Consider the following 14416-nt stretch of genomic DNA (forward strand, 5'->3'; position numbering starts at 1 on the left):
CTTAACCGCGACGGGGCGAGGATGGCAGCGCAAAACGCAAGCGACCTCCATGCTCACCGCAACGGATCTCGGCTTCTGGGCCAGGCAGGCCTCCGCTCAACCTGCATTGCCGGGCCTCGGCGGCAGCGCCGCGACGCCGCCCTCGGCCCTGCCGGCGATGAGCGGCAGCACGCAGGACAGTATCGAGCTTTCGGTGCAGGCGCGGCTGCTGCTCGGATTGATCCAGACGCTGAATGGCGGACAGCCACCGGGGACGGGGCCGCAGATCTATGGGCCGCCGGGGATCCGGCTGACCGCGCCGGGGGCGGGCAGCCTGACCGGACCGGGCAATCTCGTCGCCGTCTCGGGCCCTGACGGATCGCCCGCTGTCGCCGGGGTGGAGGTCGATCCGGACTCCACCGGCACGGCCAGCGCGACCACCGCCATCACCCCATCGGGCGGGGCGAGCACGGAGGTCAGCGCGGCAACGGGGGACAACCGGATCAACGCCTATGCGCTGGTTGCCGACCGGGCGCGCTCGGCCTCGCTGCGCGTCGCGACGGGCGGGGGCCGGGACCTGATCGCGGCGGAGACCACGGGGCGGCTCAGCCTGGAGGCCGGGGCGGGGGATGACCAGGTTGCCGCCCGCTTCGGTGATGCCAGCGAGATCGATCTCGGCGAGGGCGACAACCTGGCCACCCTGACCGGGCATTTCGGCACGGTGCGCAGCGGCAAGGGCCATGACGTGATCGCGGTGCAGGGCATGGGGACCACGGTCGATGCCGGCGCCGGGAACGACACGGTCAGCGGCGCGCAATGGGTGAATGCGGGAGCGGGCCGGGACAGCATCACCCTCGGCAATGCCGATCTCTCGATGCTGGTTTATCGGCGCGGCGACGGGGCGGACGAAATCACCCTCGCCCCGGTCGAGAGCGGGGTGCGGCCGGGGAGCGCGCGGCCGGTGATCGGTGACGAGTCAGGCGCGATCGAGGCTCGGGCGATCGGGATGGGATCCTGGGACGGCTTCCGCATGGACCTGCCCGCGCCGGACGAGCCGGGCCATGGCAGCGCGCATGCGGCGCTGGTGCTGCGGGACGTGACGGAGGCGGAGGTCACCGCCCGGCTGGATGGAACCGACCTCACCCTCACCCTGCCGACCAAGGGGGATTCGATCACCATCCACAACTACACGCCGGGCCGGGTGAGCTTCATCTTCGATGACCGCGCGAATGGCGGCGGGATCACCGGCCGGCGGATGCTTGCGGGGATCGGCTAAAGTGGACGGCAGGCCCCTTCCAGCCAGGACCGCGTCGCCGGGTCGCAATCCGGCCCGACCTCCGCCAGCACCCGCGCCTGATAGGCATCCACCCAGTCCCGTTCGGCGGGCGTCAGCAGCGCCGGTTCGATCAGGGCGCGGTCATAGGGGGCGAGCGTCAGCGTTTCGAATTCCAGGAAAGGCTTCACCCCATCCGGCTGCGGCTCCGCCTCCCGCACCAGCAACAGGTTCTCGATGCGGATGCCGTATTGGCCGGGCAGGTAGTAGCCGGGCTCGTCCGAGAGGATCATGCCCGGCGCCAGCGGCACCGGCTTGGCGGCGCGGCTGATCGAGACCGGCCCCTCATGCACCGAGAGGAAGCTGCCGACGCCATGCCCGGTCCCATGGTCGAAATCGAGCCCCGCCTGCCACAGCGCCCGCCGGGCGATGGCATCGATATGCGGACCGGCAACGCCCTTCGGGAAGCGCAGCGTGGCGAGGCCGATATGGCCCTGCAGTACCCGGGTGTAGCGGGCGCGCAGCCCCTCCGGTGCCGGGCCGGGCCCGGTCCAGAGGGTGCGGGTCACGTCGGTGGTGCCGTTGAGGAATTGGCCGCCGCTATCGACCAGGTAGCACTCATCGGCACGGATCGGCCGGTTGCTCTCCGGCGTCACGCGGTAATGGACGATGGCGCCATTCTCACCCGCGCCGCTGATGGCGGGGAAGCTCTCCGCCTGGAAGAGCGGGACTTCGCGGCGGAAGGCGAGCAGGCGCTCGGCGGCGCTGAGCTCGCTCTCCCGCCCCGTCGGCGCCGCGGCGGCGAACCAGGCCAGGAAGCGGGCGAGCGCCACCGCATCGCGGCGATGCGCGGACCGTGCCCCCTCCTGCTCCACGGCATTCTTGCAGGCGCGCGGCAGGCGGCAGGGATCCTCGCCGGGGACAAGGGTGGCGCCGCCCTCGCGCAGCCGGGCGGCGAACCAGGCGGGCGTCGCCTCCGGGTCGAGCCGGACGCGGCGGCCGGCGAGCCCGGCCAGCGCCGCCGGCAGCTCGGCCCGCGGCCGCACCACCACATCATTGCCGAGATGGGCGCGGGTCTCGGACGGAACCTTGCCCGGCTCCATATAGAGCTCGGCCGAGGCATCGGCGCGCAGCAGGGCGAAGCCGAGGGCGAGCGGAGTATGGCCGAGGTCGCCGCCGCGGATGTTCAGCAGCCAGGCGAGCGAATGCGGGTCGGCCAGCACGGCGGCATCCTCGCCGGCGGCGCGCAGCGCCTCGGCCGCCTTGGCGCGTTTCTCGGCGGCAGAGAGGCCGGCATAGCGGAGCGGGTGCGGCCGGGCCGGGGCCATGGGCGGGGCCGGCCGGTCGGCCCAGACGGCATCCAGCGGATTGGCCGGGAGCGGCACGAAGGTGAGGCCGGGCTTCTCCAGCCGGCCCAGCGCCGCCTCGGAATGCAGCCAGGGGTCGTAGCCGATCCGCTTGCCCGCGGCATGCTCGGCCAGCCAGTCGGCGGCCGGCTGTTCGGTGATATGCCGCTGTTCCCACAGCGCCGGGTCGGTCTGCTGCGCCGCCTGGGTGGTGTAGCGGCCATCGGTGAAGAGGGCGGCGCGGTCCATCAGCACCACGGCCAGACCGGCGCTGCCGGTGAAGCCCGTCAGCCAAGCCAGCCGCTCGCCGGAAGGTGGGACATATTCGCCCAGGTATTCGTCGGCGCGGGGGATCAGGAAGCCATCCACCCCGGCTCGGGCGAGTTCGGCACGCAGGGCGGAGAGGCGTTCGGCGGGGGTCATCGGCTGATCTCGCGAAGTGGTAAACCAAAAATGCAGGGGCTCACGAAAAGCCCCGCGCTGAATGCATAGCAAGCCCGTAAGCTTCGCACGGGAAACAATGCTGATGCGGGCCTAATTGCTGCACTGCGAAGCGCGACGGCCAAACTCGCCGCGCAAGAACAGATTGGAACCCAGAACATGGATGCCCGCATGACCAAGGCGGAGGCCGCGCTGCTCCTCCCCCTTCCCCGCAACCCCGCCGCCGAGCAGATCGCCGCGCTGCGTGAGGCGGCCGGTCGCGCGAACCAGGCGAAGCTGCTGCAGGGCCTGGCCCGCATCGCCGATGTCGTCTTCGGCTGGCCCGCCCGCGCCCGGGTGCGCGCCGAGCTGGCCTCGCTCTCCGACCGTGAGCTGACCGATATCGGCCTGACCCGCGGCGATCTCGACGCCGTCTCCAAGGGCGACCTGGCCCGCTAACCGCGGCGGCGCAGGACCAGCGTGGTCCAGGCGCCGATATTGATCCGCCGCTCCAGCACCAGCCCCTGGCGGCGATGCGCCGCCAGCACCATCCTCGCTTGGCTGCCCAGCAGCCCGGCGAGGATGGCGGTGCCGCCCGGCGCCAGATGCCCCGCCAGCTGATGCGCCATGGCGCAGAGCGGCCGGGCCAGGATATTGGCGAAGATCAGGTCGTAGCACTGGCCGCGTAGCGCCCGGCTGCGCCAGCCATTCGCCAGCAGCGGCCGGACCAGGCGCTGCACCGCATTCAGCGCCGCATTCTCCCGCGCCACCCGCACCGACCAGGGGTCGATATCACTCGCCAGCACCGGCCGCTTCAGCCCGCGGGCCGCGGCCAGCGCCAGGATGGCCGAGCCGGTGCCGAGATCGAGGATCCGGCCCGGATGTCGATGCGCCATCCCCTCGAAAGCCATCAGGCAGCCCTGGGTCGAGGCATGCTCGCCGCTGCCGAAGGCCATGCCGGCATCCAGCCGCAGCACGATCCGGCCGTATTCCGGCGGGTTCGGCAGATGGGTCGGGCGGATCAGGAAGCGCCGGCCGATCGGCGTCTCGGGGAAGCTCTCGATGGTCCGGGCCAGCCAGCCCTCGGCCTCGATCGGGCCGGCCTGCACCGCCGGCTGGTCGATGCCGGAGATCAGGGCGGCGAGCGCAAGGGCGCCGGCCAGTTCCTCCTCGCCCGCCCCCATCTCGCGGATACCTTCGATCCGCCAAGTCTCGGCCGGCTCCTCACGGAAATAGGCGACGGTGGCGCAGACGGTCTGCAAAGCCGATTCGAAGGCGGGCACGGCCTCCTCGGGCAGGCCCTCGATCGCCAGGACCTCCAGCGGCTCGGTGCGGCGGCGGGAAAGCATCAGACGCGCTCCAGGAAGCTGTCGAGCACCCGCTTCGGGTCCGATTTCTCGAAATCCACCTCCACCCGGTTGTCCTCCACCGCCGTGACCCGGCCATAGCCGAATTTCTTGTGGAAGACCCGCTCGCCCACCTTTAGCGGCTGGGCATGGGCGGGACGGGCCTGCACTTCCCAGGCGCCGGCCTCGATGACGCGGGGCTTGCGCGATTGCAGCCCGCCGGTGCCGGTGAAGACCGAGGGCATCTCGGCCATCCGCTGGCGCGCCATGCTGGCGCTGCCCTCGCGCTGGATATGCGCTGCCGGCAATTCCTCGAGGAAGCGGCTGGGGACGGAGGCGGACCAATTGCCATAGATCCGGCGATTGGCGGCGCAGGAGATGATGGCCAGCTTCCGCGCCCTTGTGATGCCGACATAGGCAAGGCGCCGCTCCTCCTCGAGCCCTTTCTCGCCACCTTCCTCCATGGCGCGGGCATGGGGGAAGAGGCCTTCCTCCCAGCCGGGCAGGAAGACGGTGTCGAATTCCAGCCCTTTCGCGGCATGCAGCGTCATCAGCGAGAGCCGGTCGCCCTCGGCGCTCTCGTCATTCTCCATCACCAGCGCGACATGTTCGAGGAAGCCGGTAAGGCTTTCGAATTCCCCGAGGGCGCGGATGAACTCCTTCAGGTTCTCCAGCCGGCCCGGTGCTTCGGGCGACTTGTCCTGCTTCCACATCTCCGTATAGCCGCTCTCGTCGAGCAGCGTGGCAGCCATGACCACATGGCCCTCCCGCGCCAGCCCCTCGCGCCAGCGAGCGAAGCCCTGCAGCAGCTCGCCCAGCGCGCCGCGTGGCCGGGCGGTGAGCGTCGGCAGCAGGCGCCCGGCGGCGACGACCAGCGGGATGCTCTCGGCCCGGGCGATCTCGTGCATGCGGCGCATGGCGGTATCGCCCAGGCCCCGCTTCGGGGTGTTCACGATCCGCTCGAAAGCCAAGTCATCGGCCGGCTGAGCGAGGACGCGGAGATAGGCGAGCGCGTCGCGGATTTCCGCCCGCTCGTAGAATTTCAGCCCGCCGACGACGCGATAGGGCAGGCCGAGGGTGATCATCCGCTCCTCGAAGGCGCGGGTCTGGAAGCCGGCGCGGACCAGGATGGCGATCTCGGCCAGCTTGTGGCCGCTGCGGCGGAAGGCCTCGATCCGCTCGCCCACCATCCGCGCCTCCTCGTCGGAGTCCCAGAGGGAGACGACACGGACCTTCTCGCCATCCGCATCGTTGCGGCCGGCGCGCAGCGTCTTGCCGAGCCGGCCGCTGTTATGCGCGATCAGATGCGAGGCGGCGGCGAGGATCGGCTTGGTGGAGCGGTAGTTGCTCTCGAGCCGGACCACCTTGGCGTTCGGGAAATCCTTCTCAAAGCGGAGGATGTTCTCGATCTCGGCGCCGCGCCAGGAATAGATCGACTGGTCGTCGTCGCCGACGCAGCAGATGTTGCGATGCGTCTGCGCCAGCAGCCGCAGCCAATAATACTGAACCAGGTTGGTATCCTGATACTCGTCCACCAGGATGTAGCGTAGCCGCCGGTGCCAATCCGCCAACACCTCGGGATGGGTGCGGAAGATCTCCGTCATGTGCAGCATCAGGTCGCCGAAGTCGCAGCAATTCAGGTCGCGCAGCCGCGCCTGATAGGCGGCATAGAGGGCGCGCGCCTTGCCGCCGGCATAATCGGTGTCCTCCACCGGCGTGATGCGCCCGGGCGCGAGGCCGCGATCCTTCCAGCGCTGGATCTGGCCCATCAGCCCCTGGGCCGGCCAGCGCTTGAGGTCAATCCCCCCGGCTTCCATCAGCTGCTTCAGCAGCCGCATCTGGTCGTCCGAATCGAGGATGGTGAAGCCGCTCGTCAGCCCGACCAGCTCGGCATGGCGGCGCAGCATCCGGGCGCAGAGCGCATGGAAGGTGCCGAGCCAGAGCCCTTCGGCCGGCTGGCCGAGGATGGCGGAGACGCGTTCTCGCATCTCCCGCGCCGCCTTGTTGGTAAAGGTCACGGCCAGGACCTGGCCGGGCCAGGCGCGGCCGCTCTTCAGCAGATGCGCGAAGCGGGTCGTCAGCACCCGGGTCTTGCCGGTGCCGGCGCCCGCCAGGATCAGGACGGGACCGTCGAGCGTCTCGACCGCCTCGCGCTGCTCGGGGTTGAGGCGCGCGAGGTAGTCGTCGCCCGAGGGAGAGCCAGGAGGGGTGGGGAGTGGTGCGGACACCCCCCTGCCTATAGAACTTCTGGCGAACCTCTCCAACCGGCTGGACGGCCTGTCCCTCCCCTTGGCCCTTCTTCGCTTCCTCGACTGGTCGGCCCGGCATGGCACAGCGCTGCTGGCGGCCAGCATCTTCGCCGGCGTCGCCTATGCTCCGCTCGCCGCCGCGACCCGGGGGCTGGTGAGCCCGGCGGTCGCGCTGCTGATGACGCTGGTGCTGCTGCGGATCGACCCCGCGCAGATCCTCGCCTGGATTCGGCGACCGCTGCTGGTGGCGGGGCTCTCGGCCTGGGTGCTGCTGGCCTGCCCGCTGATCGCCTGGGGCGCGGCGCGGGCGGCGGGGCTCGACGGGCCGCTCGGCGCCGGGCTGGTGCTGATGGCGGCGAGTTGTTCGGCGACCACGGCGCCGGCCATCGCCCGGCTGAACGGGCTGGATGCCGAGATCAGCCTGCTGGTCGCGCTGGTGACGACGGCGCTGGTGCCGCTGACCGCGCCGCCGCTGGCGCTTGGCCTGCTCGGGCTCGACCTCGCCATTTCCATCCCTGGGCTGATGCTCCGGCTGGGGCTGGTGGTGGGGGTGCCGGCACTGCTGGCGCTGCTGCTGCGGCGCTGGATCGGCCCGGCGCGGCTGGAAGCGGCGGGACGCGGGGTGGATGGGCTGGTCGTGCTGGTGCTGGTGGTCTTCGGCTTCGGGGTGATGGATGGCGTGCAGGCCCGGCTGCTGGCCGAGCCGCTTTGGGTGCTGGGCGGAACGATCCTCGCCCTGGCCGGCAATCTTGGCCTCAATGCGCTGACCGCACTGCTATGGCGGCCCGGAGGGCTGCGGCTGGCCCTGGCGGCAGGGCTGCTGGCCGGCAACCGCAACCAGGCGCTGCTCCTGGCGGTGCTGCCGGCCGCGGCCGATCCGGGCGTGCTGATGTTCTTTGCGCTCGGCCAGGTGCCGATCTTCGTCAGCCCCTTCCTGCTGCGGCCGGCCTATCGGCGGCTGATGCGAGACGCCTAGAGGTCCGGGTCGCCCCGGCCGCTCGGGTCCATGTTCGGGTCATGGGCGATGCCGCCGCCGCTGCCCTGGCTATGCGCGGCCGTGCCCCCTGCCCCGCCGCCGCTCGGCGCCATGCTGCCGCCGCCATGGATATTGCCGCTGGCGCCGCCCTCCATGGGCGAGATGCCGGTGCGGTCGGGGCGGGCGATGCCCTCATCGCTCTGCGCGCTGCCCTCCTCCATCGCCTCCGGCGACATCCCGCCCACCGCCATGGCGCGGGCCTGCTGCGCCGGGACGGTGAGCCAGACCCGGTCGCCCTCAATCATGCGGATGGCCGAGAGCGGGATGTGGTGATGGTGCCTCCCGCTGCCGTCGGGATCGTCGCGGCGGGTCAGCTTGATCGCGCCGCGATCCATGCCGTCCACCGTGCCGACATGCTCGCCATCGGCGCCGACCACTTCCATATGCGGGCGAATCTCACCGGACCCGGACATCGCTGCCTCCTCTGTCGATGGAAGCAGCAACGGCCGAGCGCCCGGACGGATGCCTATTCGGCCGCCTGCTTCCAGCGGCGGGCGTAGTCGGTCAGCGCCTCGGCCGGCACCGGGTCGATCGGGGTGAAGTCCCGATGCGCGATCCAGTCCGGCCGGGTCGGGCTGCGGATGTGGTTCGAGACCGCGTTGAGCGTCAGATAGACGATCTTCCGCGGATAGGGGGTGATGTTCGGCGCCGAGCCATGCACGAGGTTGCCGTGGAACATCAGCACCCCGCCCGGCTTGCCGGTCGGGGCGACGATCCCGCCCTCCTGCACGAGCCGCGTCACCGTCGCATCATCGAGGGTCCAGAGCGGGTAGGAAGTGGTGCTGGTGTCGTGCCCGGCCTCCAGCGTGCCGTGCTGCTGGCTGCGCGGGATCAGCATCAGCGGGCCGTTGATCGGCATCACCTCATCGAGGAAGACGGCGATGTTCATGGCGCGCGGCTCCGGCATGCCGTCGTCGCGGGCCCAGGTGCCGTAATCCTGGTGCCACTGCCAGACATCGCCGGTGAAGGCGGCCTTCGCGTTGATCTTGTACTGATGCATGTAGAGCCGTTCGCCGAAGATCTGCTCCACCGGGCCGATCAGCCGCGGATGGGCGCCGAGCAGGCGGAAGGCCTCATTGAAGGTATGGGCGGCGAAGGCGGTGCGCGGGGCGCCGGATTTCTCGCGCCAGATCTCGGGACGGTTCTCGGCATAGATCGCCTCCGCCTCGCGGGCCAGGACGGCGACTTCCTCGGCGCTGAAGGTCTCGGGGAGGAAGAGCCAGCCCTCCTCCTCGAATTGGCGGAGCTGTTCCGCCCTCAGCGGGCCCTGCTGCTGCATCGCCGTTTCCTCCCTGGCGTTGCGCCAAGTCTAGGCCTGCCGCCAGGCCCGCCTCAAAGCCTTTCCGACCGGGTCCGGATAGCGGCAGGATGGCGGCAAACGTCCCAGGGAGATACGCCATGCCGCACCGCATCCCCCGCCGCCCCCTCCTGGCCGCGGCGCTCGCCCTGCCCGGCCTGGCCCGCGCCGAGGCCTGGCCGACGCGGCCGGTGCGCGTCGTCATCTCCTGGCCGCCCGGCGGCGGGGCCGATATCCCGATGCGGCTGGCGGCACCCGCCATGCAGGCGGTGCTCGGCCAGCCCCTGGTGCTGGAGAACCGGGCCGGGGCCAGCGGCTCGGTCGGGGCGGGCGTCGTCGCCCAGGCGGCGCCGGATGGCTACACCACCCTCGCCGATACCGCGGCCGGGGCGGTGAACAACCTGCTGATCCCGGGCCTGCCCTATGATTTCGCCGCGACCCTGGCGCCGGTGAGCCAGATGGTGAAGTCGCCCCTGCTCTGCGTGGTCCGGCCGGATCATCCGGCGAAGGATCTGCAAGGTCTGCTGGCGCGGATCAAGGCGGCGCCGGGGCAGATCCCCTACGCCTCCTCGGGCACCGGGACGGCGACGCATCTGGCGCCGGCCCTGCTGCTGCGCCAGGCGGGGGTGACGGCGAACCATGTCTCCTACCGGGGCGGGGCGGCCTCGGTAGCGGGCATCCTGGCCGGCGATGCCGAATTCGTCTTCTCCACCCTGCCCCAGGCGGCCCCGCTGGTGATGGAGGGGCGGCTGCGCGGCATCGCCGTCACCACCAAGGAACGGCTCGGCAACCTGCCCGCCGTGCCCACCGTGGCCGAGCAGGGCTTCCCCGGCTTCGATGTCTATGACTGGCTCGGCTTCTATGTCCCGCGCGGCACGCCGGAGCCGGTGATCGCCCGGCTGGCCGAGGCGGCCGCGGCCGGGATGCGCGACCCGCAGGCGGTGAAGCGGCTGGGCGAGATCGGCATGATCCCGGTCGGCAGCAGCCCGGCCGAATTCGCCGCCTTCTTCGCCGATCAACGCCAGCGGATGGGCGAGCTGATCAAGGCGGAGGGGATCAGGGTGGAGTGACCGGGGCCGGCCGGGCGCCCAGGATATGAGCGATGGCATAGACCAGGTCCGGCCGGTTCAGCGTGTAGAAGTGGAATTCATCCACGCCATTGGCCTGGAGCAGCCGCACCTGCTCGGCCGCCAGCACGACCGAGACCATCCGCCGCGTCTCCGGGTCGTCATCCAGCCCCTCGAACAGCCGGCCCATCCAATCCGGCACGCCGGCGCCGCACATGGCCGAGAATTTCTTCATCTGGTTGAAATTTGAGACCGGCATGATGCCGGGGACGATCGGCAGGGTGATGCCGGCCGCGGCGCAGCGGTCGAGGAAGCGGAGGAAGACCTCGCTGTCGAAGAAATACTGGGTGATGGCACGGGTCGCCCCGGCATCGATCTTCCGCTTCAGGTTGTCGAGGTCGTGGTCATGGGAGAGCGCGGTCGGATGCGTCTCCGGATAGGCGGCGACGCTGATCTCGAAGGGGGCGATCCGGGCGAGGCCGGCGACCAGATCGGCCGCATAGGCATAGCCATCCGGATGCGGCTCGTAGCGTTCGGCGCCGCTCGGCGCATCGCCGCGCAGCGCGACGATGTGGCGAACGCCTGCCTCCCAATAGCCGCGCGCGACCTCATCCACCTCGGCGCGGGAGGCGCCGACGCAGGTGAGATGCGCGGCCGGGGTCAGGCTCGTCTCCTTGACGATCCGGGCGACGGTCGCATGGGTGCGGGCCTGGGTGGTGCCGCCGGCGCCATAGGTGACGGAGACGAAGCGCGGCCGCAGCGGCTCCAGCCGGCGGATGCAGGACCAGAGCTGCGTCTCCAGCGCCTCGGTCTTCGGCGGGAAGAACTCGAAGGAGAGTTGCGGCGGCGGCAATTCCGCGAGGTTCGGCAGGCCGCCGAACCGGGGGCTGGTCAGCCAGCGTTGCAGGGTCCCCTGCGGCGGCGTTTCGGGAAGAGCATGATCCATGCGCCCTATCTGCCCATCCGGGGTCACGATCGCAAGCGTTCCAGGGGCCTAGGGTTTCGGACGTTATCAATTACAGCGAATCAATGCTATGGCGCCATCAACCAGGGGTGACGAAATGCGGCCAGGCAGTGACAGCCGGCGCAGCCTGCCCCACTTAAGCGTCGACGTGATCGCAGAGGGCCATGCAGTGATGCGCCAGGCAAGGATACCCCTCACTCCCTTGGGCAGGCTTTGGGCCGTGCCGTTGCTGGCCGGGCTGTTGCTCGCGGGCTGCGCCACGAGGCCGCCTGCCTCCGACCCGGATTCGGTGGCGGAATACCAGCAGAACAACGACCCGGCGGAGCCGACCAACCGCCGGCTCTATGCCGTGCATCAGGTGATCGACCAGTACGCGCTGCGCCCGGTGGCGGTTGGCTACCGCGCGGTGGTGCCGCAGCCGGTCCGCTCCGGCATCCGCAACGTGCTCGGCAATCTGCGCACGCCGGTGATCCTGGTGAATGACATGCTCCAGGGCGAGCCGCGGCGGGCGGGCGATACGCTTGGCCGCTTCGTCATCAACAGCACGCTCGGCGTCGGCGGCATCTTCGATGTGGCGCGCAGCCAGTTCGGCGTCGCCGGCCATGCCGAGGATTACGGCCAGACCCTGGCACGCTGGGGCGTGGGCGAGGGTCCCTACCTGTTCATCCCGGTGCTCGGCCCGTCCAACCCGCGCGACCTGGTCGGCTTCGGCCTCGGCATCCTCTCCGACCCGCTGACCTGGTTCGGGCAGGGTGCGGTGGTGAATGGGCTGACCTGGGGCCGTTCCGGCGCCACCGTCGTCGATACGCGGGAGAGCCTGATCGAGGCGATCGACAACGTGAACGCCACCTCGCTCGATAGCTATTCCACCCTGCGCAGCGCCTATCGTCAGCGCCGCAATGCCGAAATCAGGAACGAGGGAGATGTCGGCTCCCCAGCCGCCGGTGGGACCGGCTTCGGCGTTGGAACCGGCGCCTACGAACGGCGCTAAGCGTGATCGTCGGAGGCCGGAACGGCCGGAGGCGTGAATCACGCGCAAGACCAATTTGCCGGGCCGGACGCCGCGTTGGCTGACGCGCGGCGTCCGGCCCGGCCGGCGATCCCGGAGAATTACAGAATGAACGCGATCGAACGCCGCGGCCTGATCGGGGCCGCCCTCACCCTCACCGCCATCGCCGGCCTGGCGCGCCCCGCCCTGGCCCAGGCCGATATCGGCCGCGCCGCCAATTTCATCCAGACCACCGGCCAGGAAATGGTGGCGGCCGTCAACGACCAGAGCCGCGACGTCGCGGCGCGCCGGCAGCGGGTGGCGGCCATCCTGCGCCGGGCGGTGGATGTGGACGGCGTCGGCCGCTTCATCATCGGCCGCTGGTGGCGCCAGGCCTCCGCGCAGGAGCAGCAGGAATACCAGAAGCTCTTCGAGGAGACGCTGATCCGCAATCTCTCCTCCCGCTTCGGGGAATATCAGGGCGTGCGCTTCTCGCTCGGCCGGAGCCAGCAGCGGACCGAGGATGACGTGCTGGTGAACACCGTCATCGAGCGGCCGAACATGGCGCCCTTCTCGCTCGACTGGCGCGTCGCCGAGATCGGCGGCCAGCCGAAGATCGTGGACGTGATCGCCGAGGGCACCTCGCTGCGGCTGACCCAGCGCAGCGAGTATTCCAGCGTGATCCAGCGCAACAACGGCTCGGTCGGCGCGCTGCTGCAGGCGATGCGCGGGCAGATCCAGCAGATGGCGGCGCGCGAGGGCCGCTAGAAGCCCGGCGGCGGCGGGCCCGGCTGGTCCGGCGGGGCCTCTCCCGCCGGCAGCAACAGGTCGGCGATGGCGGTGCGGACCGCGTCCAGACCTTGGGTGTTCCGCATCAGCGCGATCTCGCCGCGCTGGCCATGGCGGATGGCATGGGCCATCAGCCGCAACCGCGGATCCGCGGCGCGCAGCAGCGCCTCATCCGCCATGGCGACCGCGCCCTGATGGTGGTGGCTCATTGCGGCCATGAAGGCGGCATCGAACCCCTCGACCGGGGTGGCGCGCACGGCCGCCATGGTCGCGGGCGGCAGCATGCCAGGCATCATCGCATGGTCCTCCGCGCTGGCCGGCGGCAACTCGCCCGGGAACCAGCTCCGCCACCATTGGGCGAAGATGGCGATCTCGCCCCTCTGCTCGGCCGCCATCAGCCCGGCCAGGGCGCGCAGCCGCCGATCCTGCGCCCGTTCTGCGCCGAGCAGCGCCAACTCCACCCCCTGGGCGTGATGCGCAGCCATCCGCCGCATATAGGGCGCATCGAATTCGGCCCCGCCCCAATGCGGCAGCTCCCGGCCCTGGCTGCCGAGGAAGGCCAGGAGGCCGAGCCCGGCCAACCCCACCACCGCCGCCCCGCCCCAGAGCCGGGCGAAACGCCGGCGGCCGGGCGATGAGCGCCGCCCCGCCACCCGGTCCCGCAGCCAGGGAAAGAGCGGATAGAGCGAGGCGGAGCTGAGATGCACCAGCAGGCCGATCCACCAGGCCTGGTTCAACGGGAAGACCGGCTGCCAGAAGGGAAAAAGCGGCACCAGAACCAGCCATTCCAGGGCTGAGGTGAAAACCGCCCAGGGCAGGCAGAGCAGCAGGATCGCCCCCGGCCCGAGCCGCGCCGTCCAGCGCCCGAACAGGCCGAAAAACACCAGCGCCCAGGAAAAATCCGCCCATTGGTGGAACAGGATGCCGCCAAGGATGGTGCCCCAGCCCGGCTCCGGCTGCAGCACGCCGTCGCGCAGCGGGATCGCCGCAACGACCATCCAGTCAATGACCGCATCCCGCCCGATCCGGGTGGCGAAGAGCTGCGCCGCCAGCGTCGAGAAGCTGCTGGTGAGAAGGCCAAGCAGCGCCGCGGCGCCCCAATCCGATTTGGCGGCGCCGAGGAAGCGCATCAGGTCTCCATGCGGCTCTCATAGACCAGCATCCGCCGGCCGCGATTGTCGAAGGCGTCGCATTCCGCCATGCCGATATCGCGCAACACCTGGCGCGAGGCATGGTTCTCCTCCCAGGCGACGGCGATGATGCGCGCGAGGCCGGCGCGGTGACCGAATTCCAACCCGGCCCGTGCCGCCTCCCGCGCATAGCCATGGCCGCGGCATTCCGGCCAGAGGGCGAAGCGCAGCGCCGTGCCGCGCCCGTCCGGCCGTTCCATCAGCCCGGCGATGCCGAGGAACTCGCCGGTCTCGGTCAGGAAGACGCACCAGGTGCCGTAGCCGCGCACGGCCCAGAAATCGATATCGTCCTCCAGCTCCTCGCGCGTGCGCTCCGGGCTGCGGATGCCATGCAGCATCAGCTCGAAGACGCGCGGATCCGATTTCAGCCGGATCAGGTCGGGCAGGTTCTCCCGCCCCGGCGGCACCAAGGTCAGCCGGGGGGTACGGACCAGCCGCGCCGGTAGCGGCACGGGATGCGCATGGCCCATGC

The 14416-nt window shown here is 70.7% G+C and carries 14 protein-coding genes; 6 read left to right on the top strand and 8 right to left on the bottom strand.

Features of this window, described 5'->3' with window-relative positions:
• Nucleotides 1-49 precede the first annotated feature (49 nt).
• Nucleotides 50-1255, top strand: a complete 1206-nt coding sequence (locus JMJ55_RS12485; RefSeq protein WP_202825877.1) for a hypothetical protein — start codon at nucleotides 50-52, stop codon at nucleotides 1253-1255.
• On the opposite strand, the gene JMJ55_RS12490 is transcribed toward JMJ55_RS12485, so the two are convergent.
• Nucleotides 1252-3021: an aminopeptidase P family protein gene (locus tag JMJ55_RS12490; RefSeq protein WP_202825878.1), complete on the bottom strand. Its 1770-nt coding sequence runs from the start codon at nucleotides 3019-3021 to the stop codon at nucleotides 1252-1254. The genes JMJ55_RS12485 and JMJ55_RS12490 overlap by 4 nt on opposite strands.
• Before the next feature lie 189 nt (nucleotides 3022-3210).
• Here JMJ55_RS12490 and JMJ55_RS12495 point away from each other — a divergent pair, with 189 nt between their 5' ends.
• Nucleotides 3211-3477 carry a DUF1127 domain-containing protein gene (locus JMJ55_RS12495; RefSeq protein ID WP_202825879.1) on the top strand — a complete coding sequence of 89 codons (267 nt, stop codon included), beginning with the start codon at nucleotides 3211-3213 and terminating at the stop codon, nucleotides 3475-3477.
• On the opposite strand, the gene JMJ55_RS12500 is transcribed toward JMJ55_RS12495, so the two are convergent.
• On the bottom strand, nucleotides 3474-4367 hold the full coding sequence (locus tag JMJ55_RS12500; protein WP_202825880.1) for a 50S ribosomal protein L11 methyltransferase: 894 nt from the start codon (nucleotides 4365-4367) through the stop codon (nucleotides 3474-3476). The genes JMJ55_RS12495 and JMJ55_RS12500 overlap by 4 nt on opposite strands.
• Complete coding sequence (locus JMJ55_RS12505; RefSeq protein WP_202826089.1) at nucleotides 4367-6592, bottom strand: ATP-dependent helicase; 2226 nt, start codon at nucleotides 6590-6592, stop codon at nucleotides 4367-4369. The genes JMJ55_RS12500 and JMJ55_RS12505 overlap by 1 nt, the downstream gene beginning before the upstream one ends.
• A gap of 61 nt (nucleotides 6593-6653) precedes the next feature.
• Between JMJ55_RS12505 and JMJ55_RS12510 the strand changes: the two genes are divergently transcribed.
• Nucleotides 6654-7589 carry a hypothetical protein gene (locus JMJ55_RS12510; protein ID WP_236033651.1) on the top strand — a complete coding sequence of 312 codons (936 nt, stop codon included), beginning with the start codon at nucleotides 6654-6656 and terminating at the stop codon, nucleotides 7587-7589.
• On the opposite strand, the gene JMJ55_RS12515 is transcribed toward JMJ55_RS12510, so the two are convergent.
• Both JMJ55_RS12515 and JMJ55_RS12520 read right to left on the bottom strand, forming a co-directional pair.
• Nucleotides 7586-8062 carry a DUF2171 domain-containing protein gene (locus JMJ55_RS12515; RefSeq protein WP_202825882.1) on the bottom strand — a complete coding sequence of 159 codons (477 nt, stop codon included), beginning with the start codon at nucleotides 8060-8062 and terminating at the stop codon, nucleotides 7586-7588. The two genes, JMJ55_RS12510 and JMJ55_RS12515, sit on opposite strands and share 4 nt — an antisense overlap.
• Before the next feature lie 53 nt (nucleotides 8063-8115).
• On the bottom strand, nucleotides 8116-8928 hold the full coding sequence (locus tag JMJ55_RS12520; protein WP_202825883.1) for a phytanoyl-CoA dioxygenase family protein: 813 nt from the start codon (nucleotides 8926-8928) through the stop codon (nucleotides 8116-8118).
• A gap of 119 nt (nucleotides 8929-9047) precedes the next feature.
• Between JMJ55_RS12520 and JMJ55_RS12525 the strand changes: the two genes are divergently transcribed.
• Nucleotides 9048-10016, top strand: a complete 969-nt coding sequence (locus JMJ55_RS12525) for a Bug family tripartite tricarboxylate transporter substrate binding protein (protein WP_202825884.1) — start codon at nucleotides 9048-9050, stop codon at nucleotides 10014-10016.
• On the opposite strand, the gene metF is transcribed toward JMJ55_RS12525, so the two are convergent.
• Complete coding sequence (gene metF / locus JMJ55_RS12530) at nucleotides 10003-10959, bottom strand: methylenetetrahydrofolate reductase [NAD(P)H] (protein WP_202825885.1); 957 nt, start codon at nucleotides 10957-10959, stop codon at nucleotides 10003-10005. The genes JMJ55_RS12525 and metF overlap by 14 nt on opposite strands.
• A gap of 220 nt (nucleotides 10960-11179) precedes the next feature.
• Here metF and JMJ55_RS12535 point away from each other — a divergent pair, with 220 nt between their 5' ends.
• Together JMJ55_RS12535 and JMJ55_RS12540 are read left to right on the top strand one after the other, a co-directional pair.
• On the top strand, nucleotides 11180-11968 hold the full coding sequence (locus JMJ55_RS12535; RefSeq protein ID WP_236033652.1) for an MlaA family lipoprotein: 789 nt from the start codon (nucleotides 11180-11182) through the stop codon (nucleotides 11966-11968).
• A gap of 126 nt (nucleotides 11969-12094) precedes the next feature.
• Nucleotides 12095-12733: an MlaC/ttg2D family ABC transporter substrate-binding protein gene (locus tag JMJ55_RS12540; protein WP_202825887.1), complete on the top strand. Its 639-nt coding sequence runs from the start codon at nucleotides 12095-12097 to the stop codon at nucleotides 12731-12733.
• Here the strand turns inward: JMJ55_RS12540 and JMJ55_RS12545 are convergent.
• Together JMJ55_RS12545 and JMJ55_RS12550 are read right to left on the bottom strand one after the other, a co-directional pair.
• Complete coding sequence (locus JMJ55_RS12545; protein WP_202825888.1) at nucleotides 12730-13884, bottom strand: DUF305 domain-containing protein; 1155 nt, start codon at nucleotides 13882-13884, stop codon at nucleotides 12730-12732. The genes JMJ55_RS12540 and JMJ55_RS12545 overlap by 4 nt on opposite strands.
• Nucleotides 13884-14414 carry a GNAT family N-acetyltransferase gene (locus JMJ55_RS12550; RefSeq protein ID WP_202825889.1) on the bottom strand — a complete coding sequence of 177 codons (531 nt, stop codon included), beginning with the start codon at nucleotides 14412-14414 and terminating at the stop codon, nucleotides 13884-13886. Before JMJ55_RS12550 ends, JMJ55_RS12545 begins: the two co-directional genes overlap by 1 nt.
• Between the last annotated feature and the right edge of the window lie 2 nt (nucleotides 14415-14416).

The organism is Belnapia mucosa (assembly GCF_016775475.1).
In the GTDB taxonomy this organism is placed as follows: Bacteria; Pseudomonadota; Alphaproteobacteria; order Acetobacterales; family Acetobacteraceae; genus Belnapia; species Belnapia mucosa.

Bases quoted from the DNA above. Each gene is read 5' to 3' on its own strand.
- JMJ55_RS12490 (WP_202825878.1), bottom strand. From the start codon at position 3,021: ATGACCCCCGCCGAACGCCTCTCCGCCCTGCGTGCCGAACTCGCCCGA.
- JMJ55_RS12515 (WP_202825882.1), bottom strand. From the start codon at position 8,062: ATGTCCGGGTCCGGTGAGATTCGCCCGCATATGGAAGTGGTCGGCGCC.
- JMJ55_RS12540 (WP_202825887.1), top strand. From the start codon at position 12,095: ATGAACGCGATCGAACGCCGCGGCCTGATCGGGGCCGCCCTCACCCTC.
- JMJ55_RS12525 (WP_202825884.1), top strand. From the start codon at position 9,048: ATGCCGCACCGCATCCCCCGCCGCCCCCTCCTGGCCGCGGCGCTCGCC.
- metF (WP_202825885.1), bottom strand. From the start codon at position 10,959: ATGGATCATGCTCTTCCCGAAACGCCGCCGCAGGGGACCCTGCAACGC.
- JMJ55_RS12520 (WP_202825883.1), bottom strand. From the start codon at position 8,928: ATGCAGCAGCAGGGCCCGCTGAGGGCGGAACAGCTCCGCCAATTCGAG.
- JMJ55_RS12485 (WP_202825877.1), top strand. From the start codon at position 50: ATGCTCACCGCAACGGATCTCGGCTTCTGGGCCAGGCAGGCCTCCGCT.
- JMJ55_RS12500 (WP_202825880.1), bottom strand. From the start codon at position 4,367: ATGCTTTCCCGCCGCCGCACCGAGCCGCTGGAGGTCCTGGCGATCGAG.
- JMJ55_RS12545 (WP_202825888.1), bottom strand. From the start codon at position 13,884: ATGCGCTTCCTCGGCGCCGCCAAATCGGATTGGGGCGCCGCGGCGCTG.
- JMJ55_RS12495 (WP_202825879.1), top strand. From the start codon at position 3,211: ATGACCAAGGCGGAGGCCGCGCTGCTCCTCCCCCTTCCCCGCAACCCC.
- JMJ55_RS12550 (WP_202825889.1), bottom strand. From the start codon at position 14,414: ATGGGCCATGCGCATCCCGTGCCGCTACCGGCGCGGCTGGTCCGTACC.